This window comes from Cupriavidus sp. OTU4054 (genome assembly GCF_038440175.1).
GTDB lineage: Bacteria > Pseudomonadota > Gammaproteobacteria > Burkholderiales > Burkholderiaceae > Cupriavidus > Cupriavidus pauculus_D.
Map to the genome: position 1 here is coordinate 57,923 of NZ_JASATF010000017.1, position 21,502 is coordinate 79,424.

General features: G+C 65.6%; 22 protein-coding genes and 1 tRNA gene. 6 read left to right on the forward strand and 17 right to left on the reverse strand.

Translation table 11 applies throughout. From position 1 onward, the window contains the following. The first annotated feature begins 13 nt into the window (after positions 1–13). From AAHB16_RS19850 to AAHB16_RS19860, 3 genes are read left to right on the forward strand one after another with little or no spacing between them, the layout of a single operon-like run. Entirely contained in the window at positions 14–310 is a 297-nt protein-coding gene (locus AAHB16_RS19850) for a YkgJ family cysteine cluster protein (RefSeq protein WP_150372610.1), read from the forward strand. Between the two features lie 13 nt (positions 311–323). After that, the gene (locus tag AAHB16_RS19855) at positions 324–893 is read left to right on the forward strand and encodes a DUF1439 domain-containing protein (protein ID WP_150372609.1); all 570 of its coding nucleotides are present in this window, start codon (positions 324–326) and stop codon (positions 891–893) included. A 37-nt stretch (positions 894–930) separates the two neighbouring features. After that, positions 931–1,812, forward strand: a complete 882-nt coding sequence (locus AAHB16_RS19860; RefSeq protein ID WP_342051802.1) for an undecaprenyl-diphosphate phosphatase — start codon at positions 931–933, stop codon at positions 1,810–1,812. Between the two features lie 9 nt (positions 1,813–1,821). Here AAHB16_RS19860 and trmB read toward each other — a convergent pair whose 3' ends face one another. The 4 genes from trmB to AAHB16_RS19880 form a co-directional block, all read right to left on the reverse strand. After that, positions 1,822–2,589 carry a tRNA (guanosine(46)-N7)-methyltransferase TrmB gene (gene trmB, locus AAHB16_RS19865; RefSeq protein ID WP_150372607.1) on the reverse strand — a complete coding sequence of 256 codons (768 nt, stop codon included), beginning with the start codon at positions 2,587–2,589 and terminating at the stop codon, positions 1,822–1,824. Between the two features lie 77 nt (positions 2,590–2,666). Further along, positions 2,667–2,741 (reverse strand) — tRNA-Gly (locus AAHB16_RS19870). A 44-nt stretch (positions 2,742–2,785) separates the two neighbouring features. Continuing rightward, positions 2,786–3,706 (reverse strand): hypothetical protein, encoded by a 921-nt coding sequence (locus tag AAHB16_RS19875; protein WP_150372606.1) that lies wholly within the window; start codon positions 3,704–3,706, stop codon positions 2,786–2,788. Continuing rightward, the gene (locus tag AAHB16_RS19880; protein WP_150372605.1) at positions 3,703–4,785 is read right to left on the reverse strand and encodes a glycosyltransferase family 2 protein; all 1,083 of its coding nucleotides are present in this window, start codon (positions 4,783–4,785) and stop codon (positions 3,703–3,705) included. The genes AAHB16_RS19875 and AAHB16_RS19880 overlap by 4 nt, the downstream gene beginning before the upstream one ends. A gap of 118 nt (positions 4,786–4,903) precedes the next feature. Between AAHB16_RS19880 and AAHB16_RS19885 the strand changes: the two genes are divergently transcribed. Then, complete coding sequence (locus AAHB16_RS19885) at positions 4,904–5,908, forward strand: acyltransferase (RefSeq protein WP_342051803.1); 1,005 nt, start codon at positions 4,904–4,906, stop codon at positions 5,906–5,908. Positions 5,909–5,928: 20 nt separating this feature from the next. Here the strand turns inward: AAHB16_RS19885 and AAHB16_RS19890 are convergent, their stop codons facing one another. The 3 genes from AAHB16_RS19890 to ubiD form a co-directional block, all read right to left on the reverse strand. Next, a complete protein-coding gene (locus AAHB16_RS19890; RefSeq protein WP_342051804.1) occupies positions 5,929–6,828 on the reverse strand; it encodes an aldose epimerase family protein in 900 nt (299 codons plus the stop codon). After that, entirely contained in the window at positions 6,825–8,864 is a 2,040-nt protein-coding gene (locus AAHB16_RS19895; protein ID WP_342051805.1) for an acetoacetate--CoA ligase, read from the reverse strand. Before AAHB16_RS19895 ends, AAHB16_RS19890 begins: the two co-directional genes overlap by 4 nt. Positions 8,865–8,953: 89 nt before the next feature. Beyond that, complete coding sequence (gene ubiD, locus AAHB16_RS19900) at positions 8,954–10,504, reverse strand: 4-hydroxy-3-polyprenylbenzoate decarboxylase (protein WP_150372601.1); 1,551 nt, start codon at positions 10,502–10,504, stop codon at positions 8,954–8,956. 613 nt (positions 10,505–11,117) lie between these two features. On the opposite strand from ubiD, the gene AAHB16_RS19905 reads away from it, so the two are divergent. Next, positions 11,118–12,191 carry a lytic transglycosylase domain-containing protein gene (locus AAHB16_RS19905; protein WP_150372600.1) on the forward strand — a complete coding sequence of 358 codons (1,074 nt, stop codon included), beginning with the start codon at positions 11,118–11,120 and terminating at the stop codon, positions 12,189–12,191. A gap of 69 nt (positions 12,192–12,260) precedes the next feature. Here the strand turns inward: AAHB16_RS19905 and AAHB16_RS19910 are convergent, their stop codons facing one another. The 7 genes from AAHB16_RS19910 to ribBA all read right to left on the reverse strand — a co-directional run bounded on the left by AAHB16_RS19910 (position 12,261) and on the right by ribBA (position 18,117). Further along, positions 12,261–13,187 (reverse strand): glycosyltransferase family 2 protein, encoded by a 927-nt coding sequence (locus AAHB16_RS19910; protein ID WP_342051806.1) that lies wholly within the window; start codon positions 13,185–13,187, stop codon positions 12,261–12,263. A 23-nt stretch (positions 13,188–13,210) separates the two neighbouring features. Next, positions 13,211–13,912 (reverse strand): FkbM family methyltransferase, encoded by a 702-nt coding sequence (locus AAHB16_RS19915; protein ID WP_342051807.1) that lies wholly within the window; start codon positions 13,910–13,912, stop codon positions 13,211–13,213. Next, positions 13,909–14,676, reverse strand: coding sequence for a hypothetical protein (locus AAHB16_RS19920; protein ID WP_342051808.1), 768 nt, complete (start codon positions 14,674–14,676; stop codon positions 13,909–13,911). Before AAHB16_RS19920 ends, AAHB16_RS19915 begins: the two co-directional genes overlap by 4 nt. A gap of 76 nt (positions 14,677–14,752) precedes the next feature. After that, positions 14,753–15,934 (reverse strand): pyridoxal phosphate-dependent aminotransferase, encoded by a 1,182-nt coding sequence (locus tag AAHB16_RS19925; RefSeq protein WP_342051809.1) that lies wholly within the window; start codon positions 15,932–15,934, stop codon positions 14,753–14,755. A 22-nt stretch (positions 15,935–15,956) separates the two neighbouring features. Further along, positions 15,957–16,460 carry a transcription antitermination factor NusB gene (gene nusB, locus AAHB16_RS19930; protein ID WP_150373871.1) on the reverse strand — a complete coding sequence of 168 codons (504 nt, stop codon included), beginning with the start codon at positions 16,458–16,460 and terminating at the stop codon, positions 15,957–15,959. Continuing rightward, positions 16,453–16,959 (reverse strand): 6,7-dimethyl-8-ribityllumazine synthase, encoded by a 507-nt coding sequence (gene ribH, locus AAHB16_RS19935; RefSeq protein ID WP_150373870.1) that lies wholly within the window; start codon positions 16,957–16,959, stop codon positions 16,453–16,455. Before ribH ends, nusB begins: the two co-directional genes overlap by 8 nt. A gap of 42 nt (positions 16,960–17,001) precedes the next feature. Then, complete coding sequence (gene ribBA / locus AAHB16_RS19940; RefSeq protein ID WP_150372595.1) at positions 17,002–18,117, reverse strand: bifunctional 3,4-dihydroxy-2-butanone-4-phosphate synthase/GTP cyclohydrolase II; 1,116 nt, start codon at positions 18,115–18,117, stop codon at positions 17,002–17,004. 231 nt (positions 18,118–18,348) lie between these two features. On the opposite strand from ribBA, the gene AAHB16_RS19945 reads away from it, so the two are divergent. After that, positions 18,349–19,086: an ABC transporter substrate-binding protein gene (locus AAHB16_RS19945; protein WP_150372594.1), complete on the forward strand. Its 738-nt coding sequence runs from the start codon at positions 18,349–18,351 to the stop codon at positions 19,084–19,086. A 5-nt stretch (positions 19,087–19,091) separates the two neighbouring features. Here the strand turns inward: AAHB16_RS19945 and AAHB16_RS19950 are convergent, their stop codons facing one another. The 3 genes from AAHB16_RS19950 to AAHB16_RS19960 are packed head-to-tail and all read right to left on the reverse strand — an operon-like array spanning position 19,092 to position 21,494. Beyond that, on the reverse strand, positions 19,092–19,730 hold the full coding sequence (locus AAHB16_RS19950; RefSeq protein WP_342051810.1) for a riboflavin synthase: 639 nt from the start codon (positions 19,728–19,730) through the stop codon (positions 19,092–19,094). A gap of 25 nt (positions 19,731–19,755) precedes the next feature. Beyond that, a complete protein-coding gene (gene ribD / locus AAHB16_RS19955; protein WP_150372569.1) occupies positions 19,756–20,877 on the reverse strand; it encodes a bifunctional diaminohydroxyphosphoribosylaminopyrimidine deaminase/5-amino-6-(5-phosphoribosylamino)uracil reductase RibD in 1,122 nt (373 codons plus the stop codon). Between the two features lie 53 nt (positions 20,878–20,930). Next, complete coding sequence (locus tag AAHB16_RS19960; RefSeq protein WP_342051811.1) at positions 20,931–21,494, reverse strand: prepilin-type N-terminal cleavage/methylation domain-containing protein; 564 nt, start codon at positions 21,492–21,494, stop codon at positions 20,931–20,933. Positions 21,495–21,502: the final 8 nt, after the last annotated feature.

A 21,502-nucleotide genomic window follows, 5' to 3' on the forward strand; every position in this document is an offset into this window, starting at 1 on the left:
TGAAACCTTTCTCATGGGTTGCCAGTCTCAACTGTCCTGCCGTGACGGCTGCGGCGCCTGCTGCATCGCGCCGTCGATCGCCTCGCCGCTGCCGGGCATGCCCGACGGGAAGCCGGCCGGTGTGCCCTGCGCGCAGTTGCTGCCCGACTATCGCTGCGCGGTATTCGGCCAGCCCGAGCGTCCCGCGTTCTGCGGCGGCCTGCGGCCGTCGGCGGAGATGTGCGGCGACTCGCGCGAATCCGCGCTGCAATGGCTGACGCGGCTCGAAATCCTGACCGCGCCGGACCGCAGTCCATCCGAACCACACTGACGGAGCATTCCTGATGATCGTGACGTCCCGCCGGCGCTGGCTTGCCGCCGCCGGCATCGCCACCGCCGTGGCCGCCGCCGGCTGGCTGGCTGGCTGTGCCGGAATCGGCAACGAATATACCTTCTCTCAGTCGCAGCTTCAGTCGGCGCTCGAACGGAAGTTTCCGTTTAGCAAGCGTTATATGGAGTTGTTCGACGTCCAGCTGACCAATCCTCAGCTCGTGCTCGATGCCGCGAGGAATCGCGTGACCGTGCAGTTCGATGCGAAGGTCGATAACCGGCTGTTCTTCCGTCAGCCGCTCAATGGACGCTTCGCGCTCGACAGCGCGCTGCGCTACGATCCGCCGTCGCATTCGCTCGTGCTGCAGGACCCCGAGGTCAGGCAGTTCGACGTGCAGGGCCTGCCGGGCGAGTATTCGCGCCAGCTCAACGCGCTCGGCGGCATCCTCGCGGAGCAACTCCTGCAGGGCTATCCGCTCTATACGTTCAAGCCGGAGCAGCTGCGCTATGCGGGAATGCAGGTGGAGCCCGGTACAATCACGGTGCTGCCGGACGGCATCAACGTGAAGATCAACCGGCCGTAGTTCGCGACAACAAGAACATCTCAATTACCCGTAACGCATGGACATCGCACTCGCCCTGAAAGCCGTGATCCTCGGCATCGTCGAAGGACTGACCGAGTTCCTGCCGATCTCCAGTACCGGCCACCTGATCCTCGCCGGACAGTTGCTGGACTTCAATGACGAGAAGGGCAAGATCTTCGAGATCGTGATCCAGTTCGGCGCGATCCTCGCGGTCTGCTGGGAGTTCCGGCAGCGCATCATCAACGTCGTGGCGGGGCTGGCGACCGAACAGCGCGCGCAGCGCTTCGCGATCAACGTGATCGTGGCCACGATTCCCGCGATCGTGCTCGCGCTCGTGTTCGGCAAATGGATCAAGGCTCATCTGTTCAACCCGATCACGGTGGCGCTGGCCTTTATCATCGGCGGCTTCGTGATCCTGTGGGCGGAATGGCGCGAGGGGCGCCGGGGCACGGTGTCCCACCCGCAGGGCAATGCGCTGCTGGAGGCCGCGAAGGCCGGCGCGCCGCGCATCGAATCGGTCGATGACCTGAACTGGCGCGATGCGATCAAGGTCGGCATCGCGCAATGCTTCGCGCTCGTGCCGGGCACGTCGCGGTCGGGCGCCACGATCATCGGCGGCATGATCTTCGGCCTGTCGCGCCAGGTGGCCACCGAGTTCTCGTTCTTCCTCGCGATTCCGGTGATCTTCGGCGCGACCGTCTACGAACTGTACAAGGCGCGCTCGGTGCTCTCCGCGGACGACCTCGGCATCTTCGCCATCGGCTTCGTGTTCGCGTTCCTGTCGGCGTTCCTGTGCGTGCGGTGGCTGCTGCGATTCGTGGCGACGCACGACTTCAAGCCGTTCGCGTGGTATCGCATCGCGTTCGGCGTGATCGTGCTGCTGACGGCGTACACGGGCATCGTGTCCTGGCACGCCTGAGCGGCCGCCTTACTTCTTCCGGAAGACGACGTCCCACACACCATGCCCGAGCCGCACGCCGCGGCGCTCGAACTTGGTGACGGGACGGTAGTCGGGCCGCTCGGCGAACCCATCGGCCGCAGACGAGGTGTTCTCGAGCGCGGGCTCGCCGCGCAGCACCTCCACCATCTGGTGCGCATACTCTTCCCAGTCGGTCGCGCAGTGGATATACCCACCGGTCTTCAGCCGCGTGGCCAGCAGCTTGATCAGCGGCGGCTGCACGAGGCGGCGCTTGTTGTGGCGCTTCTTGTGCCACGGATCGGGAAAGAAGATATGCACGCCATCGAGCGACTGCTCGGTGAGCATATGCGCCACGACTTCGACCGCGTCATGCTGGAAGATCCGCACGTTGCCGAGGCCACGCTCGCCGATCTGCTTCAGCAGCGCGCCCACGCCGGGCTCGTGCACTTCACAGCCCAGAAAATCGTCCTGCGGGCGCAGCTGCGCGATATGCGCGGTGGTCTCGCCCATCCCGCATCCGATCTCGAGGATGGTCGGCGCGGTACGCCCGAACGTCGCGGCGATATCGAGCGGGCCGGGCGCGTAGGGCAGCATGAAGCGCGGCCCGAGTTCGTCGATGGCCCGCTGCTGCCCGATCGAGGTCCGCCCGGCACGGCGGACGAACGAGCGAATGCGGCGCGGATGCGCAACGTCTTCGGGAGGCGCGCCGGCAGGAGAGGTACCGGCCGTGTCGGCGTTGTCGTCCGGGGTCGGTTCGATCGGCTCTTGGGGAAGCATGGCAACAAAAAAGCCGCCGGGCGCGTCGCCAGTCATGGGAAAGACGGGCTGCCTGAGCGGCTTGTTTCAGTAAGAAGTGGAGCGGGCGATGGGAATCGAACCCACGTCTTTAGCTTGGGAAGCTAAGGTAATGGCCATTATACGACGCCCGCTATGGCTGGCTGGCGCGGATTGTAGCATGCGCCAGCCCTGGCTTTCAGTCCTCGATCCACTGCGCCAGACCGAAACCGGTCCGGCCGTATCCGTTGCCGTTATAGAGCATGTACCGCTTGCCGTCGTGATCGAACACGTACGGATACTCGATCATGTCGCTGTCCCAGCCGGCTTCCGATACCGCGATGCCCGCGTCGTCCATCGCCAGCCGCCAGTGGGTGCCATCCTCGCTGATGGCGCGGCCGATACGATATTTGTCGGTGGCGCCGCGGCAGGAGAACCACATGTCCAGGCCACCGCCGGGGCGCGATGCCACGGTCGGCCGGGAGAAGGCCTGCACCGTGCCGAGCTCGTACGGCACGGACAGGCCGTGTCGCGTCCAGTGCGTGCCGTCCGTGGACGACGCGGCATGGATGACGTGAAGCATCTCTCCGTTTCCCGCGTCCCAGGTGAGCGTCGAGCCGTACCACATGGCATAGCGGCCCTGCGCGTCCTGGATGACCCACGGATAGGACAGGCTCAGCGGATCGGTCGCGTCGGACCCGATGAACGGCTGGTCGCCATCGGCGCGGAGCGTCAGGTCGTCGTTCACGATGATCCGCCCGATGTCGCCGCGCCAATGGGTGCCCACATTGGCCTGCCATCCCATGAACAGCATGTAGCGCGTGCCGCCGGTCTCGTAGCAGCAGCCGATGCTGATGCCATCGGCGTAGTAACTGCCGGGCGCGCCGTTCACGAGGAACGGCTCGGCATGGTCGCACACGACGCGGCGTTGCACGATGTCGATATCCACTGCGCCGACCGACGATCGATTGCAGGCGTCGCGCGACGAATAGAAGACGCGATACACATCCCCCTCGAGCCATAAGGGCAAGGGGTTGGCGGCGTGCGTGGCCAGCTTCGGATGGCGGCCGGTTTCGGCGGGGCAATACAATTGCCCCAGCTTTTTCCAATGGCTCTTCATGCGTTCTGCTGATAAATCGCTTCGTCCCGCGCCGCCGCGGCAGTGGCTGCCGTGGCGGTCGCCGAAACGTTCGTGGCGGCGTTGACGTTACCCGCAGCCTCCTGATCCTGGCATCCGCATTCGGTGTCGACCACATAGATCGGCCGGCCCTTGCTCATCTCGAACGTTCGCGACACATAGATGCCCACCGCGCCTACGCTCGCGAGAATAAGACCCGTCGAAAACGAGATACCCACCGCGAGGCTCGTCCACCCTGGCGGCGGCGCGGAAACGATATGCCGGTATATGAAATACGCCGCGCCAAAAAAACTCAGTGCGGTAAAACCCATTCCGACGTACATGATCCAGGTCAGGAACACGCCGGTATGGAAGAACATGCCGCCGACCGCATGGCGCAGCAGGCGGGCCAGGCTGTACGAGCTGCGTCCGGCATGGCGCTCCGCGTGCGCATAATCCAGCGTGCCCGCATTGAATCCCAGCCATCGCAGGATCATCAGATAGTGGCGCTCCCGCTCGCCGAACCGCAGGAACGCATCGACGACCTTGCGGCTCAGGATACTGAAGGTGCCATAACTGCCTTCCACGGCTTCACGCATCGCGGCGCGCATGATCCGGAAGTAGAGCTTGGCCATGACCTGACGGAACATCGAATGCGTACGCTCCACGCGGCGGCCGAATACGAGGTCATGGCCCTCCTGCAGCTTGCGGTAGAGCTGCGGGATCAACTCGGGAGGATCCTGCAGATCGCAATCCATGACGACCACGTTATCGCCGCGGGCGCTGGCGAGTCCTGCCGTGATCGCAATATGCTGGCCGAAATTCCGGCTGAGCCGTACCCCGCGCACGGCGGGATAGCGTTGCGCGAGGCTCTCCGTGAGGGGCCAGGAATTGTCCGGGCTGCGATCGTCGACGATCACGATCTCGAAGGACTTGCCCATGCCCGCCAGCACCCGATGCAGGCGCTCGCATAGTTCCTCCAGGCAGCCGATACATCCGTAGGAGGGTATAACTACGCTGAGTTCGGGGCGGCTCAATTCGGAAAGGCTTTGAAGAGTGCGATTGTGCGTGGTTTGATCCATTGGCGCATTTTAACCGTAATGAAACATTCGATGCGACTAGAACTGCGCGTTTTATCGCGATATCTTCACTGCGCTTCTGCTAGTATGCACGCCCAGACAATGTCCGATAAGAGAAAAAATGGACCGACGCATCGACGGGTTGCGGGTCGTGGCATGCTTCATGGTCGTGCTGCTTCATGTGTCCTCGGCGCATATCCACGAGTTCGGGCCCACATGGTGGTCCGCAAACGTCTGGGATGGATTGTCACGCGCCTGCGTGCCGTTGTTCTTCATGCTGTCGGGCAGCACATTGCTCGGCCGCAGCGAGACGCTCACCGATTTTTTCCGCAAGCGGGCCCTGCGCATTCTGCTGCCGCTGCTGCTGTGGTCCTGCTTCTATCTATGGTGGCTACAGCATAACCATGTGCCCACCGGCAACTGGGTGCTAGCGATCCTCCGCGGTCCGACGATGTTCCACCTCTGGTATTTCTACGCCATTGCCGGACTATATTTGTTTATGCCGGTCATGCGCCGGTTTTATCAGAACGGCACGCAACAGGAGAAGCTTTTTTTCCTTGCGGTCTGGTTTCTCGTCGCATCGGTCTATCCCACGCTGCAGGGCCTCTACGGCGACGAAGCGTGCGGTTATCTGAGGGCGGGAATCCTCGATGACGTCTACCATCTCCAGCATTTCGGCGGTTACCTTGGCTACATGGTCCTGGGTGCCTATCTGGCGGAGCGGCGTATTGCCTGGCAGAAGGGCGCGGCATTGTTTGCGGTATCGGCGGCCGGCACGATCCTGCTGACGTACTGGCTCTCCAGGCGGTTGGGGGCGCCCTGCGAGTTCTTCCATCTCTACCTTTCGCCACTGGTCGTGTTCGCCGCCGCGGGCGCATTTATCGCGTTTTTCGGCCAGCCGGCCGGACAGTCGAGTGCCCGCCTGCAATGGCTGTCGGGATGCACGCTCGGGGTCTATGGCCTGCATCCGTTCGTGATCGACCGGCTGCTGATCAGCCGCGGATGGATGAATCCGACGGGCTGGGTGTGGCTCGATCCGGTGATCGGCACCGTTGCGGTCTTCCTCGCGAGTCTGGCGGTGATCGGCCTGATACGCGTGATCAGGCCATTGCGCGCGATGGTGTGACGATCGGGCCGGTCAGACGATCATTCCACCGCGAGCGCGCACCGCGCCTCCACCGCGTCTCCGGGCCGCAGCCAGTGTAGCCCCTGCCCATGCCCGATAGCATTGGGCAACCCTGTCCACGGCTCGACGCAATAGAAGTCGGAAGCCGCGTTTTCGGTCCATGTGGTGATCGCATGCCACGGCGAGGCGGCCGCCAGCGACAGCCGTATCGTGCGCGGCGGTCCGTCCGTGCGGGGCATGACGAGGGTGCTGTCGTTGTCGCGCGTCTGCAAGACATGAAAGGTGTCCTGCAGACGGGCGTCGTCGAGCGCGTACCGCGTCTGGCCCGGCTCGGGCCGCGTCAGCGCCCCGTCGGCGGTCTGCCGCACGCGCAGCGCCGCGGGCAGGTCCAGCCGCGAGGTCGCACGGATCGTGTGCGGAAGGCGAAAATAGAAATGATGCCCCGCGTACCATGGCAAGGGCGTATCGCCATGATTCGTGACGCGCAGCACGACCTCCATGCCCGAATCGTCGAGCCGATACGTGACATCGAACGTGAACGCGAACGGATAGCTTTCCTGTGTGGCGGCCGACGCGGTCAGCACGAGCGTCACCGCATCGTCGGTCACCGCCTTCGTGGCGAAGGCCAAATCCCGCGCGAACCCATGCTGCGGCATGTCGCGCACCACGCCCTGCGCGTCGCGCCATTTGCCCGCCTCCCCATCGACGAAATGCCGGCCGATAAAGGGGAACAGCAGCGGATTGCCGCCGCGGACCTTGGCCACGCGGGTCCAGTCCGCATCGTCGGGCCAGTAAAGCATGTCTTCACCGCGGTGGACCCAGCGCACGAGGCGGCCGCCGTGTTCGGGGGCCAGTAGCAGGTAACTGTCGCCTTTGCCTACCCGCAGCAGGTCCTGTCCCTGAAAGCGTTCTGTGTTCATTTGTTGATGTTCCGTGCGGTGAGGAAGTCGTCGGTATAAGCAAAGTACCAGTCGAGGCTGTCCGGATTGGCCATCGCGTCGCGATTGGCGATCCGGTCGCGCGCATGGCCGAGCAGCAGCTTCTTGATCGGCACCTCCATCTTCTTGCCCGACAGGGTACGCGGCACCGCGGGCACCTGCACGATCTCGTTCGGCACATGGCGCGACGACAAGGCCGATCGGATGCGCGCGCACAGCGTGGCGCGCAGGGCGTCGTCGAGGGCCACGCCTTCGCGCAGCACCACGAACAACGGCATATAGGACTCGCGGCCGAGGTACTCGAGATCGACGACGAGGCTGTCGAGCACCTCGGGCAGTTCCTCGACCACGCGATACAGCTCGCTGGTCCCCATGCGGATGCCGTGGCGATTGATCGTGGCGTCCGACCGCCCATAGATGATGGCGCCGCCGCGCGACGTGATCTTGATCCAGTCGCCGTGGCGCCAGACGTTGGGCCACATGTCGAAGTAGCTGTCGCGATAGCGCCTGCCGTCGTCGTCGCCCCAGAGGAACAGCGGCATCGACGGCATGGGCGCTGTGCAGACGAGTTCCCCGACCTGATCGATCACGGGCCTGCCTTCGTCGTCGAACGCCTCGACGCGCGCGCCCAGGCAGCGGCACTGCATCTCGCCCGCATACACGGGCAGCAGCGGGCAGCCCGCGACGAACGCGCCGGCGAAGTCGGTGCCGCCCGAGATCGGCGCGATCCACAGGTCCTCCCGGACGGCGCGATGGATCCATGCGTAAGCCTCGGCCGGCAATGGCGAGCCGGTGGAGCCGATCGCGCGCAGCCGCGACAGGTCCGCTACCTCGGCGGGCACGATGCCGGCCTTCATATTGCCCGTGAAGAACGCCGCGCCGGCGCCGAACATCGTCACGCGCGCGGTCTCGGCAAAGCGCCACAGCACGCCCGCATCGGGCCAGCTGGGGTTGCCGTCGTAGAGCGCGATGGTCGCGCCGGCCAGCAGGCCGCCTACCTGCGCGTTCCACATGATCCAGCCGCTGCTGCTGTACCAGTGATAGACGTCGTCGGGCCCGATATTGGCGTGGAAGGCGAGCAGCTTGAGCTGTTCGAGCACGATCCCCCCATGGCCGTGGACGATCGGCTTCGGCATGCCCGTGGTGCCGGACGAGTAGACGATCCAGAGCGGATGGTCGAAGGGCACCGGTGTCGGCGCCAGCGGGACGTTGTGCGAGAGCGTGTCCGCCCAGTCGTGCCACCGCACGCCCGGGCCTCCGGCATGTGCAGCGACAGCGGCTTCGGACGCGTCGCCGGACGGCACGCGCACGACATCGGTCAGCGAGGGCAGGGCCGCGACGAGGTCGGTGACGAGAGCGGCAACGACCGCCGTGCGGTCGTGCATCCGGCCGCCATAGTGGTAGCGGTCGATGGCGACGAGGACCTTGGGCGCGATCTGCCGGAAGCGGTCGATCACGGCCACCTGGCCCATGTCGGGCGCGCAGCCGGACCAGATCGCGCCGAGGCTGGCCGTAGCGAGGAAGGCCACCACGGTCGCGGGAATATTGGGCAGGTAGCCCGCCACACGGTCGCCCTTGCCGACGCCCATGCCGCGCAGCGCATGCGCGAGGGAGGCCACTTCGGCTTCGAGCGTTTGCCAGCTGATGTCCGCCAGCGGCTGTGCCTCGCCCGCATGGCGGATGGCCGGGCGATCGCGCGCGGCGCCGGTGCCCGCATGGCGAAAGACCTGCTGGACGTAATTGAGCGTGGCACCGGGAAACCACCGCGCGCCGGGCATGATCCGGCGCTCGAGCACGGCGCTGGCGGGGGTGTCGAAGCGCACGTCGAAATACGCGCGCAGCGCGTCCCAGAATGCCTCGAGGTCATCGACCGACCAGCGCCACAGGCTCCCGTAGTCGGCGAAATCGAGGCCGCGGGTGTCGCGCAGCCACGTCATGAAGCGCGCGAGCTGGCTCTCGCGCGCGAACGCCGATGCGGGCGTCCATAGCAAGGCACCTTCCTCGATGGGAAGCGTCATGTCTCCTCCTGGTCGGTTGGCGGTCTGGCCGGGTGTCGTCTGCGCGACACGCCGGCCCATCATACCGACTCAGGCGGGCGTCCGGGGCCTCAGCGATCGAACAACGTTTCCCAGAGATCGTCCACGCGCGCCTTCACGGCGGCGTCCATGACGATCGGCGTGCCCCACTCGCGCGTGGTCTCGCCGGGCCACTTGTCGGTGGCGTCGATCCCCATCTTCGAGCCGAGGCCCGACACGGGCGACGCGAAGTCAAGGTAGTCGATCGGCGTGTTGTCGACGAGCACGGTGTCGCGCGTGGGGTCCACGCGCGTGGTGATCGCCCAGATCACCTCCTTCCAGTCGCGCGCGTCGATATCGTCATCGACCACGACGATGAACTTCGTATACATGAACTGCCGCAGAAAGCTCCACACGCCGAACATCACGCGCTTGGCGTGGCCCGCGTACTGCTTCTTCATGCGGACCACCGCCATGCGGTAGCTGCAGCCCTCGGGCGGCAGGTAGAAGTCGGTGATCTCGGGGAACTGCTTCTGCAGCAGCGGCACGAACACCTCGTTCAGCGCCACGCCCAGCATCGCGGGCTCGTCGGGCGGCTTGCCCGTGTACGTCGAGTGATAGATCGGGTCGCGCCGCATGGTGATGCGATCGATCGTGAAGACCGGGAACCAGTCCTGCTCGTTGTAATAGCCGGTGTGGTCGCCGTACGGGCCTTCGAGCGCATGCTCGTAGCCGCTCGGGTGGTTCGGATCCGGCTGGATATGGCCTTCCAGCACGATCTCCGCCGAGGCGGGCACGTTCAGCTCGGACAGCGTCGGCGTAATGCAGCCGGCCAGCGCGGTGCGGCTGCCGCGCAGCAGGCCCGCGAACTGGTATTCGGACAGCGTGTCGGGCACCGGCGTCACCGCACCGAGGATCGTCGCCGGATCGGCGCCGAGCGCCACAGCTATCGGAAAAGGCTGACCCGGGTGGCGCTGGGCGTGCTCGCGGAAGTCGAGCGCGCCGCCGCGATGCGCGAGCCAGCGCATGATGACCTTGTTGCGGCCGATCACCTGCTGGCGATAGATCCCGAGGTTCTGGCGCTTCTTGTTCGGACCGCGCGTCACCACGAGGCCCCATGTGATCAGCGGCGCGATGTCGCCGGGCCAGCAGGTCTGGATGGGCAGGCGCGCCAGATCGACGTCGTTGCCTTCCCACACGACCTCCTGGCAGGCGGGGCTGCTGACGCGCTTTGGCGCCATGTCCCATACGGACTTGGCCAGCGTGAACAGCTTGCCGGCCTCGCGCAGGCCGCGCGGCGGCTCGGGCTCCTTGAGCACGGAGAGCACGCGGCCGATGTCGCGCAAGTCGGCCAGCGACTCCGCGCCCATGCCGAGCGCGACCCTGCGTGTCGTGCCGAACAGATTGGCCAGTACGGGCACGCTATAGATAGCGTCACGGCCGTCGTTGTGACCACCGTTGTGCCCGCCGCCGTGCGCATTGTCGCGCGGCTTTTCGAACATCACCGCGGGGCCGCCCGCGCGCAGGATGCGGTCGCAAATCTCCGTCATTTCCAGTCGCGGCGAGACGGGTTTGGCGATGCGCTTGAGTTCGCCCTGCGATTCCAGTTGCGCGACGAAATCGCGCAAGTCTTTGTATTGCATAGAAATTCGTCCAAAGAGCGCGCCTTTCGGAGTGGCGCACCCGGCTTGGGAAGGGGTGGATAACAATACACACACGACCGCAACGAAGCAAAAAAAATGTGTCGGAACGCGTCGTGAAATTGTAAAGATTGTCGCGGTCGGAGACTGTTGGCAATGTCCGGCAAGCGAGGCCAGCACTGACATTCCGCCCGGCCACGTGATGCTTGCGAGACCTCAATGAGCCTGTTACATATAGCTAGAAGTAGTAGATGAAGTATTTTTTATGCTTGACGAGATATAAAAGCGTTCCTACAATCCGGTCTGCTTCATGAGGTGTTGCGTCGCAACATGGCTTTTTTCCCACTGTCAAGTGGGTGCTGCAGAAAAAGCCATCGCCCGATCGCCCTCATCGGACCGCTGGCGAGAGCCTTGGCGGTAAGCATGTTTAGCGGCAGGGCGCGTTCCCCCAAGAGCGTACCCTGTTTCACGTTGGGCGCACGGGGAGCGCCCTGCCAACAGATGCTGGCCATCACCTGCTAGATGGTTGCGGCATCCTTACTTGAATACGTTGAGATCGGGCTCGCACGGTGTTGGTCACCTGTGCGCATGCAGCGGACAGCGGATGGAGGTAAGTATGAGCGGTTGGAAAACCCTTCATCTTCCCGGCGTCGGGCGGGCATTGCAGGTCCGCCTCAGACGTCCGGTACCCGGTGTGAACGGGCCGTTGCAATTGCGCCTGGCTCACCCGGTTGCGAGCCGTGCCTTGCGAGGCGGCCGCACGACCTTGAAGTACACGCTGAATAGCCTGGGCGTGTTGTCGGTTGCCGCGGCGGTTTCGCTGACGGTGAGCCAGCAATGGCGTACCTCGCTGGCCGGCGCGCTGGCTGGCAAGGAAGCGCCCTCGGTGCTGATCGGCGCCGCCATGTTGTCCGCACCTGTCGCTTCGGCGCATGCGAACAACGGCGTGCCGGCGGTTTCGGCCGATGCGGCCGCGGCGCGGCTCGGTGCCTCGGCCGGCAACGGCAGGAGCGTTGCGGCAGCTGGCCTGCCGACCGTGTCCGGCGTAGACGAGTGGAGCGTGGCGTCGGCCGCGAAGGTGCCCTCGGTGGCGCATCTGGCCGCACAGATTCCGGTCCAGCGCGTTGCCATGGATGCCCGCAATTCGGCGACGCTCGGCACCGCCCGTGAACAGGCGACCGTGGCCGAGTACATCGCGCGCAAGTATCGCGTGGCGTCGCAGGCGACGGGACAGCTCGTGAAGGCGGCATACCTGACCGGCCGCGAGGTCGGCATCGACCCGCTGCTGATCCTCGGGGTCATCGCGATCGAGTCCAGCTTCAACCCCTATGCCGAAAGCGGTGTGGGCGCGCAGGGCCTGATGCAGGTCATGACCAAGGTGCACTCGGACAAGTACGAGGCCGTGGGCGGTGTGGCCGAAGCGCTGAATCCGTACGCGAATATCAAGATCGGCGCACTGGTGCTCAAGGATTGCATCGCGCGTGCCGGCTCGATCGAGGGCGGTCTGCGTTTCTACGTCGGCTCGACCACGAACGGCGACGGCGGCTATGGCGCCAAGGTCCTGGCCGAACGGGCACGGCTGCGTGCGCTGCTGGGCCTGCCGAGCGAGTCGGCACCGGCCAAGCAGAACGACAGCAAGCCGGCGACGGAAAAGCTCGAGGCATCGGGCAGTACCGCGCAGGCGGCCTGATTACCGCAGGCCCCCACAGCAAAAAAGGCTCCCGCAAGGGAGCCTTTTTGTTTTCCGGCCCGCGCGCTGTCAGTCCTGCTTCCGGTAGATATGCTTGATGACGGATACGGGCCGCTGCTTCGTCTGCAGGAAGATCTTGGCGATATAGATGCCGATGATGCCGAGGAACAGCATCACGAGGCCTCCGATCATCCAGATCGACACGGCCAGCGTGGTCCAGCCGTCCACGGGAATGCCGAAGATGAATTTCTGGGCGATCAGCCATATGGCGTACAGGAACGACACGCCCGATACGCCGAGTCCCGAATAGAAGACGAGCTTCAGCGGCTTTTCGCTGAAGGACGTCACGGCCGAGGTGAAGGCCGCGATCTTGCGCTTGAGCGTGTACGTCGTGGTGCCCTTGTGCTGCTTGTTCACCGCAAGCGGGATCTGCCGATAGCCCACGGCCGACATGATGCCGCCCAGGAACATCGTCTCTTCCTTGAACTGGACCAGCGAGGTCACATAGCGGCGCGACATGATGCGAGCGATCGTCCAGTTCTCGGGCACCTCGGTGTCCGACAGATAGTTGAACAGCTTGTAGAACGCGGCGCCGCTCATGCGCTCGAAGAACTTGCCTTTGCGCGTCTCTTGCACGCCATAGACGACGTCGCAGTCTTCCGCCTCGAATTTCTCGTAGAACGCGCCCAGCGTTTCGGGCGGCTCCTCGAGATCGCAATCGATCAGGAATACGCGCTCGCCGCGCGCATGAGAGAGGCCTTCCATAATGGCCTTGTGATGGCCGAAATTGCGCGAAAGATCGATGACCACGACATGCTCGTCATGGCGCTGGATACCGAGGGCAAGATCGAGGGAGTTGTCCGGAGATCCGTCGTTGACGAAGACGATCTCGTAACTGACGCCGAGCTTCGACAATTCCGCGCCGATTCGCGTGTAGAACGCCGCAAGATACGGTGCCGACTGGTAGAGGGTGGTGACGACCGAAAGCTGCGGCATCGGCGCGCTATCTTCTCGCATCGTCACGGCTGGCGGTACCAGAGACATTCTCCCCACGCGGGGAAACGGCCGGTCTGATCGTAGAGTTCATGGTAGATCCCCAGGCGTTTGGTGAAGCCGGCGGCGGCGAAGAGGCGATCGATATCGGCTTCGAGCGGGCAGGACTGATAGTTCATGATCAGATTGACCTCGCAGATCACCACATCCACCTGCTGGAGAAATGCGCTGGCGCCGGAAAGGGCCAGCAGTTCCGCGCCCTGGATATCGAGCACCATCAGGCGGACGCGGCCGGCCAGATCGAACTGCGCAGCCAGATGATCGATGGTGGTCACATCGACCTGATACCTCGATGCCGAATCGAAGACCGGCACGATCGCCCCGAGTCTGTCCAGATCGAGCAGGCCTGACGACTCCATGCCGCCCTTGGTGGTCCGATGCACCACGAACTCGGTTTGTCCTTCCCGATCGCCTACCGCGGTGGGGACGATATGGACGGCGTCATCGGCGTCGAACTTCGCGCATAGTTGCGGCAGGACCTCCGGATTGGCTTCCACGAGATAAATGGGCGCATAGCCATGGTCCCGATACGCGGCCACTTCTTCGCCCATATGGGCGCCCACATGCAGCACGCCGCGCGCCGCGCCCGGCAGGTTCAGCGCGTCGATTTCCTTCAGGAACGTGCGGATGCACAGGTCGTGATCGTCGGGGAGAATCAACTGCTTCATGACGTTTGAGTCCGGGAAGGCTTCACTGAAATGTCTTTCACGTGATCGGAGTGAATGATGATGGGCATGATGATCCAGCGGCCCCTGTCGGTCTCCCACTGCAGTGCCTCGTCATCGTCGATGGATGCGACGCCATGCTTGACCCCGGGGGAGGCGAGGATCAGATCGCCCTTCTTCGTCAGGGGATCGATATTCACGATGCCGTATTCGGGATCGTTGATATAAAGGCCGCCTTTTCGATAGTCCTCGCCCGGCGTGGACGCCTGGATGATGGTCTGTACCTTCGCAAACGGCGAGACCGGATCGATATGCTCTTCCTGGCCGCCGCCGCCCGGCGGGTACTGGTGGCAGACGATCCGCGCGATCGGGCCCGCCGACGGCACGTTGGACCGGTACGCCGCGAAGCTGGACCCGGCCGCGCGCGCCTTCAGTTCAAAGATTTCCTCGAAGCCCGGAAATTCCGCGAACGTCGCGAAATTGTCGTTCCACGGGTGGAAATAGTACCCATGCTGCGTCGATCTGACGAACGCCTGCGGATACTGGTGGTGAATGCGATGGTAATCGGGGCAGCCGTCGAGGCAGGGGTGCCACGAGGCGGGCGTTTCGCGCGAGAGCCCAATACAGAAATGCTTGAAATCATCGACCCGCTTCTCATCCATGAAATTCCGGACGATAAACACCTCGCGTTCGATCCGGTCGATGAGAAGTTCGGGTCTGGCGACGAAGGCCTGCCACTGTGCGGTATTGATGAGGTTGATCTTCATGGCGTCCCATTGCTCGCTGATGCGAGTCTAGATTACTACACATGCATGGCTGGCAGGCCCTGGGCTGCCATGAGAATCATCGCAGGAAATGATGCAGCCGCTGCATCGCCTCCTCGATGTTCTCCATCGACGTCGCATAGGAGATGCGCAGGTAGTCGCGTGCCGTGTGGGGGCCGAAGTCGGTGCCCGGCACCATCACCACGCCCGCGTCGTGCAGGATGGCCTGCGTCAGGCGGTCCGCGTCGCCCGCGAACGGATGGTTGATATGGCGGCAGTCCGCGTAGACGTAGAACGCCCCGTCGGGCTTGACGGGCACGCGCAGCCCTAGCGCTTCCAGCGCCGGCACGATCGCGTCGCGGCGGCGGTGGAATTCCGCCTTGCGCGCATCGTAGATCTCGAGCGCGGCCGGCGAGAAGCAGGCGAGGGCGGCGTGCTGGGCCACCGCCGAGGCGCAGATAAACAGGTTCTGCGCCACCTTTTCGAACGCCGACACCAGCGCATCGGGCACGACGAGCCAGCCGAGGCGCCAGCCCGTCATGTTGAAGTACTTGGAGAAGCTGTTGACCGTGACGACGTCGTCGTCGAGGGATAGCGCCGAGACGGGCGGGCCGTCGTACGACAGGCCCTGATAGATCTCGTCGACGATCGCGAAGCCGTTGCGCGCGCGGACTTCGGCGAGGATCTTGCGCAGCTCGTCGGGCAGGATCGATGTACCGGTCGGATTGGACGGCGACGCCAGCAGCACGCCGCGCGTGTCCGCGCCCCAGTGGGCCGCGACCTGTTCCGCCGTGAGCTGGAAGCGCTCGGCGGGGCCGCTCGGGATCATGCGGGCATGGCCGTCGAACGCCGCCACGAAATGGCGGTTGCACGGGTAGCTCGGATCCGGCATCAGCACCTCGGCGCCGATCTCGACGAGCACCGCGCAGGCCAGCAGCAGCGCGCCCGAGGCGCCCGCCGTGACGATCACGCGCCGTTCGGGGATATCGATGCCGTAGGCCGTCTTGTAGTAGCCGGCGATGGCCTCGCGCAGTGCGTGGATGCCGAGCGCGCCCGTGTACTGCGTCACGCCGCGCCGCATCGCGGCTTCCGCCGCATGCACCACGGGCGCGGCGGCCGTGAAATCGGGCTCGCCGATGCCCATATGGATGACGTGGCGGCCGGCACGCTCGAGTTCGGCCGCCTGCTTGGCCAGTTCCATGACATGGAACGGTTCGATATGGGCCAGCCGTGCGGCCGTGGCGAGGTGCCGGGGTTCCATGCGCGGGGACTCGGGTGGGGGATTAACGACGGGCGGCGACTTCCGGCGCGCGCACCTGGGCGGCCAGCTTGTCCAGCACGCCGTTCACATACTTGTAGCCTTCCACGCCGCCAAACGTCTTGGTCAGTTCCACGGCTTCGTTGATCACGACCTTGTACGGAATGTCGAGGCAGTGCACGAGCTCGTAGCTGCCGACCAGCAGCGCGGCGCGTTCCACGGGCGACAGTTCGTCCACGGTACGGTCGAGGAACGGCTCGAACGCGGCCGTCAGGCGCGCTTCTTCCCGCACGGCGCCGTTGAGCAGCGCGTCGAAATGTTCGCGGTCGGCCTTGTTGAAGCCCTGCGCATCATGCAGGTGAGCCTGGATCGCGCCAATGTCGTTGCGGTTCAGCAGCCACTGGTACAGGCCCTGGAGTGCCAGTTCGCGCGAGCGGCGGCGCGCGCTCTTCGGGGGCGCCTTGGGCTCGGGGCGGGCCTGCTGGCCCGGCTTGCCGGCCTGATCGCCGGTATCGCGCGTGTCACTCATCATCGTCCTCGTCGTCTTCTTCGCGCTCGTGGTCGCGCAGCGAGTCCAGCGCGGCGACCAGATTGGCCATTTCCACGGCGGCACGCGCGCAGTCGCGGCCCTTCTCGCGCGTACGGGCGTGGGCCTGTGCGTCGGTATCGACGGTCAGCACGCCGTTGGCGATCGGCAGGTTGAAGTCCAGGCCGACACGCGTGATGCCCTGGCCCGACTCGTTCGACACGAGCTCGAAGTGGTACGTCTCGCCGCGCACGACGGCGCCCAGCGCGATCAGCGCGTCGAACTGGCCGCTCTCGGCCATCTTCTGCAGCGCGAGCGGAATCTCCAGCGCGCCCGGCACGGTCACGACCAGCGTGTCCTCGCCTTCCACGCCGAGCTTCTCGAGCTCGGCGACGCAGGCTTCGCGCAGTTCGTCGCAGACCGGCTCGTTGAAACGGCCCTGCACGATGCCGATGCGCAGGCCTTCACCATCCATATTGCTGGGGTAGAAGCCGTGATCCATTGTCATTTCTCCTGTTGTTCGGTGTGTTTGCGTGGGCGGTGCTCAGTCGCAGGACGGTTCGCCGTCCATCGGCTGGCAGCCCGTGACTTCCAGATCGTAACCGGTCATGCTCGGCATCTTCTGTGGCGAGCCGAGCACGCGCATCTTGCCGACGCCGATATCGCGCAGGATCTGGGCACCCACGCCGTAGATCAGCAGGTCCGGCTTGCGGCGCGGACGCTCCTGCGGGGCGTCGAGTGCCGAGAACTGCGCGAGCAACTGGTCCGGGGAGTCGCCGCAGTTCAGCAGCACCACCACGCCGGCGTCCGAGCGGCCCACGGCCTCGAGCGCGGCCGCGACGCTCCACGAGTGCGTGGTGCGCGAGATTTCGAGCACGTCCAGCACGGACAGCGGCTCGTGCACGCGGACCAGGGTCTCGCGGTCGCGCTTCGGTTCGCCCTTGACCAGCGCCAGATGGGCGCGGCCGCTCGCCTTGTCGCGATAGGCCACGGTGCGGAACGCGCCGAAGGGCGTCTGCATCGCGCGTTCGCCCATGCGTTCGATCATGCTTTCGGTCCGGCTGCGGTAGTGGATCAGGTCCGCGATGGTGCCGATCTTGAGGTCATGCTCGCGCGCGAACTCGATCAGGTCCGGCAGCCGGGCCATCGTGCCGTCGTCCTTCATGATTTCGCAGATGACGGCGGCCGGGGTCAGGCCGGCCAGCGCGCCGAGGTCGCAGCCGGCTTCGGTATGGCCGGCGCGAATCAGCACGCCGCCGGGCTGGGCGGTCAGCGGGAAGATATGGCCGGGCTGGACCAGGTCCGACGGACGCGCGTCGCGGGCCACGGCGGCCTGGACGGTGCGCGCGCGGTCGGCCGCGGAAATACCGGTGGTCACGCCTTCGGCGGCTTCGATCGATACCGTGAAATTGGTGCCGTGCACGGTGCCGTTGCGCGAGACCATGGGCTGCAGGTCCAGCTGGCGGCAGCGCTCGGCGGTCAGCGTCAGGCAGATGAGCCCGCGGCCGAACTTCGCCATGAAATTGATGGCTTCCGGGGTCACGAAATCCGCGGCCAGGACCAGATCGCCCTCGTTCTCGCGATCTTCCTCATCGACGAGAATGACCATGCGGCCGGCGCGGATGTCGGCGATGATGTCTTCGGTACGGGCGATTGTCATGGCAGGGGCGACTCTGGAAACTGGGCGGAGGCCGGAGAGGAGGGCTGGTGCGAGGCGCCGTGCGCCGCCGCGGTCAAGGCCGGGCAGTCCCGGCCGGGAATCAAGGCCGGTATTGTACGCCAAGCGGCCGCTTCCCATCACCGCCGCCGGGGGCCGCACGCGCTGGACAAGGGCGGTCAAGTGCGGTACATCGCCATATCAGTTCACCGGAACCACAGGAGGCCCGTGTCCATGACCGCCATCGATCCCCAGCTCATCGCCGAACTGGCGCCCACGGGCGCCCTGCGCGCGTCCATCAACGTCGGCAACCCGATCCTCGCGAATCTCGACGCGGACGGCAAGCCGTTCGGGGTATCGATCGATCTCGCGCGCGAATTCGCGCGCCGGCTCGGGATGGATGTGCAGCTCGTGGTGTTCGACGCCGCGGGCAAGTCCGTGGATGCCGTGACCCACGAGCAGGCGGACTTCGGATTCTTTGCGATCGACCCCGTGCGCGGCGCGGGGATCTCGTTCACGGCGCCGTACGTGCTGATCGAAGGCGCCTATCTGGTGCGCGAAGACTCGCCGCTGCGCGACAACGCCGAGGTCGATCAGCCGGGCCGCCGGGTGACGGTGGGCAAGGGCAGTGCCTACGACCTCTACCTGACGCGCGAACTCAAGCACGCCGAGATCGTGCGCGCGCCGACGTCGCCGACGGTGGTCGCCACCTTCCTCGAACAGCATCTGGATGTCGCGGCCGGTGTGCGCCAGCAGCTCGAGGCCGACGCGGCGCGCGTGGGCGGCGTGCGCCTGCTGCCGGGGCGCTTTATGGTGATCCAGCAGGCGATGGGTGTGCCGAAGTCGCGCCCGCCCCAAGTGGTGGAACTGCTACGTCGGTTCGTCGAGGACATGAAGGCCAGCGGGTTCGTCGCGGCCGCGCTCAAGCGGCACGGCATCGAGGGGGCCTCGGTCGCGCCGGTGCAGGGCTAGCCAGCTTAGCCCGCGTTGGGGATGGCGCCGGCCGACAGCATGCGCTCGACGTAGCGCGCGATCAGATCGATTTCCAGATTGACGCGGGCACCGGCCTTCAGTTCCTGCAGCGTCGTGACTTCCACCGTGTGCGGAATCAGGTTGATCGAGAACTCGCAGCCATCGGGGCCATCGGTCACGCGGTTCACGGTCAGCGACACGCCGTTCACCACGACCGAACCCTTGTAGGCGAGGTACTTGCCGAGTTCGCGCGGCGCGCGGATGCGCAGCTCGTGCGACTCGCCGACCGGCGCGAAGTGCGTCACCTCGCCCAGGCCATCGACGTGGCCCGAGACCAGATGGCCGCCGAGGCGCTCGGCCAGCGTCAGCGCCTTCTCGAGGTTCACGCGCCCTGGGCGGTCGAGGCCGACCGTCTTGTCGAGCGATTCGCGCGAGACGTCGACATCGAAATGGCCCGCTTCGAGCGCGACCACCGTCATGCAGGCGCCCTGGATGGCGATGCTGTCGCCAAGGGCGACATCGGACAGGTTCAGATCGCCCGCGGCGATGCGCAGGCGCACGCCGGCCTGGGCCGCGGTTTGCGCGTCGCCGAGCGGCGAAACGGATTCGATGCGGCCGACGGCCGCGACAATGCCTGTGAACATGGTGGATCTCTTCAGAAACCGTCAATCATGATTGGGGGCGCGCGCGGCGCGCGATCAGGCGCAGGTCGTCGCCGATCTGGCGCACGTCGTGCCAGTGGAATGCCGGGGCATCGTCGAGGCGGGCGAGCGGGGGCAGGTTGAACATGCCCTGCGCATCGCCGAGCAGCTTCGGCGCCAGATAGATCAGCAGTTCGTCCGCGCACCCTTCCCGGATCAGCGAACCATTGAGCTTGTGGCCGGCCTCGACATGCAGTTCGTTGATGCCGCGCTGGCCCAGTGCCTCGAGCATCTGGCGCAGCTCGACCTTGCCGTGCGGATTCGGCAGCACGACGACCTCGGCGCCACGCGCCTCGAGGGCCTTGCGGCGCGGCACATCGTCGACGGCGCAGAAGATCAGCACGGGCTTCGCGAAATCACCGGTGTCGCGCGCGAGCATGCGCGCGTCGAGCGGAACGTCGAGTCGCGAGTCGACGAGCACGCGCTGCGGCTGGCGCGGCGTGGGAATGGCGCGCACGGTCAGTTCGGGATTGTCGTCGCGCACGGTGCCGATGCCCGTGAGGATCGCGCAGGCGCGCGCGCGCCATGCATGGCCATCGTCGCGCGCGGCCTGGCCCGTGATCCACTGGCTCGTGCCGTCGTGCAGCGCGGTGCCGCCGTCGATCGAGGCGGCCACCTTCACGCGTACCCATGGCGTGCCGCGCGTCATGCGCGACACGAAGCCGATATTCAGATCGCGCGCTTCCTTCTCCAACAGCCCGCAGCGCACGTCGATGCCCGCGTCGCGCAGCCGCTGCAATCCGCGGCCCGATACGGATGGATTCGGATCCTCCATCGCCGCCACCACGCGCGCGATACCGGCGCGCACCAGCGCATCCGCGCAGGGGGGCGTGCGGCCGAAATGGCTGCAGGGTTCGAGCGTGACGTAGGCCGTGGCGCCGCGCGGATCGATCCCGCGCGACAGCGCGTCCTTCATGGCCTGGATCTCCGCGTGATCCTGTCCCGCCGGTTGCGTGTATCCCTGCCCGATGACCTCGCCGTCGCGGATCAGGACGCAACCGACGCGGGGATTGGGTGTGGTCGTGAACATGCCTCGCGCCGCGAGCGCGAGCGCCTGTTGCATGGCGGCGTGATCGGAATCGGAAAACATACGGTCTGGCGTGACGAGCCTTGCGTGGTGAAATGGCGAGCGGTGCACGTAGATCAGTCGCAGTCGCGGTCGGCATGGCGGTGGAGACCGGCCGGTGGCCGGCAGATGCGAATCCTGCCTTGCGCGCCGAGTCTGACCTGCCGCCGCGCTCCATGGCAGCGAACCACGAACGTGGCGGCATGAAAGCCGCCGTGCTTAGAACGTGAGTATCCCACAGCCGTCCATCGAATGCCGGGCGCGTGTGCGCCGTGGCCCGCATTGTGTGTTTCGCGGCGGCTCTCGTGCCGGCTGCCGCGCAGCGCGATGCGCAGGCAGCGGTCCGGCAACGGCACAACAAGCAGCGGGGCATCGGGGTGCGCCCGCGACACGATCTGCCAGCCATGGTCGAACGCGGCGTGGCCCGCCAGGGGCAGCAATGCCGTATCGGTCAGTTGCGTGGCCGCGATGCTGCGGCCAAGTGCGAGCGATGCGGCCAGCCGGTCGGCCGCATGGGTGACGGTCTGCTCGGCAACCACGGCGTGCAATGCCGGATAGGCGGCGGCTGCGAGGATGGCGGCCACGGCAAGCGTGACGAGGCATTCCACGAGCGACAGGCCGCATCGGTGGCGCGATGTCATCTCGATCC

Bases quoted from the DNA above. Each gene is read 5' to 3' on its own strand.
- ribBA (WP_150372595.1), bottom strand. From the start codon at position 18,117: ATGACAATCGCCCGTACCGAAGACATCATCGCCGACATCCGCGCCGGC.
- AAHB16_RS19885 (WP_342051803.1), top strand. From the start codon at position 4,904: ATGGACCGACGCATCGACGGGTTGCGGGTCGTGGCATGCTTCATGGTC.
- AAHB16_RS19945 (WP_150372594.1), top strand. From the start codon at position 18,349: ATGACCGCCATCGATCCCCAGCTCATCGCCGAACTGGCGCCCACGGGC.
- AAHB16_RS19890 (WP_342051804.1), bottom strand. From the start codon at position 6,828: ATGAACACAGAACGCTTTCAGGGACAGGACCTGCTGCGGGTAGGCAAA.
- AAHB16_RS19905 (WP_150372600.1), top strand. From the start codon at position 11,118: ATGAGCGGTTGGAAAACCCTTCATCTTCCCGGCGTCGGGCGGGCATTG.
- AAHB16_RS19925 (WP_342051809.1), bottom strand. From the start codon at position 15,934: ATGGAACCCCGGCACCTCGCCACGGCCGCACGGCTGGCCCATATCGAA.
- trmB (WP_150372607.1), bottom strand. From the start codon at position 2,589: ATGCTTCCCCAAGAGCCGATCGAACCGACCCCGGACGACAACGCCGAC.
- AAHB16_RS19920 (WP_342051808.1), bottom strand. From the start codon at position 14,676: ATGAAGATCAACCTCATCAATACCGCACAGTGGCAGGCCTTCGTCGCC.
- AAHB16_RS19915 (WP_342051807.1), bottom strand. From the start codon at position 13,912: ATGAAGCAGTTGATTCTCCCCGACGATCACGACCTGTGCATCCGCACG.
- AAHB16_RS19880 (WP_150372605.1), bottom strand. From the start codon at position 4,785: ATGGATCAAACCACGCACAATCGCACTCTTCAAAGCCTTTCCGAATTG.
- AAHB16_RS19860 (WP_342051802.1), top strand. From the start codon at position 931: ATGGACATCGCACTCGCCCTGAAAGCCGTGATCCTCGGCATCGTCGAA.
- ribD (WP_150372569.1), bottom strand. From the start codon at position 20,877: ATGTTTTCCGATTCCGATCACGCCGCCATGCAACAGGCGCTCGCGCTC.
- AAHB16_RS19960 (WP_342051811.1), bottom strand. From the start codon at position 21,494: ATGACATCGCGCCACCGATGCGGCCTGTCGCTCGTGGAATGCCTCGTC.
- AAHB16_RS19910 (WP_342051806.1), bottom strand. From the start codon at position 13,187: ATGCCGCAGCTTTCGGTCGTCACCACCCTCTACCAGTCGGCACCGTAT.
- AAHB16_RS19895 (WP_342051805.1), bottom strand. From the start codon at position 8,864: ATGACGCTTCCCATCGAGGAAGGTGCCTTGCTATGGACGCCCGCATCG.
- AAHB16_RS19950 (WP_342051810.1), bottom strand. From the start codon at position 19,730: ATGTTCACAGGCATTGTCGCGGCCGTCGGCCGCATCGAATCCGTTTCG.
- nusB (WP_150373871.1), bottom strand. From the start codon at position 16,460: ATGAGTGACACGCGCGATACCGGCGATCAGGCCGGCAAGCCGGGCCAG.
- AAHB16_RS19855 (WP_150372609.1), top strand. From the start codon at position 324: ATGATCGTGACGTCCCGCCGGCGCTGGCTTGCCGCCGCCGGCATCGCC.
- AAHB16_RS19875 (WP_150372606.1), bottom strand. From the start codon at position 3,706: ATGAAGAGCCATTGGAAAAAGCTGGGGCAATTGTATTGCCCCGCCGAA.
- ubiD (WP_150372601.1), bottom strand. From the start codon at position 10,504: ATGCAATACAAAGACTTGCGCGATTTCGTCGCGCAACTGGAATCGCAG.
- AAHB16_RS19850 (WP_150372610.1), top strand. From the start codon at position 14: ATGGGTTGCCAGTCTCAACTGTCCTGCCGTGACGGCTGCGGCGCCTGC.
- ribH (WP_150373870.1), bottom strand. From the start codon at position 16,959: ATGGATCACGGCTTCTACCCCAGCAATATGGATGGTGAAGGCCTGCGC.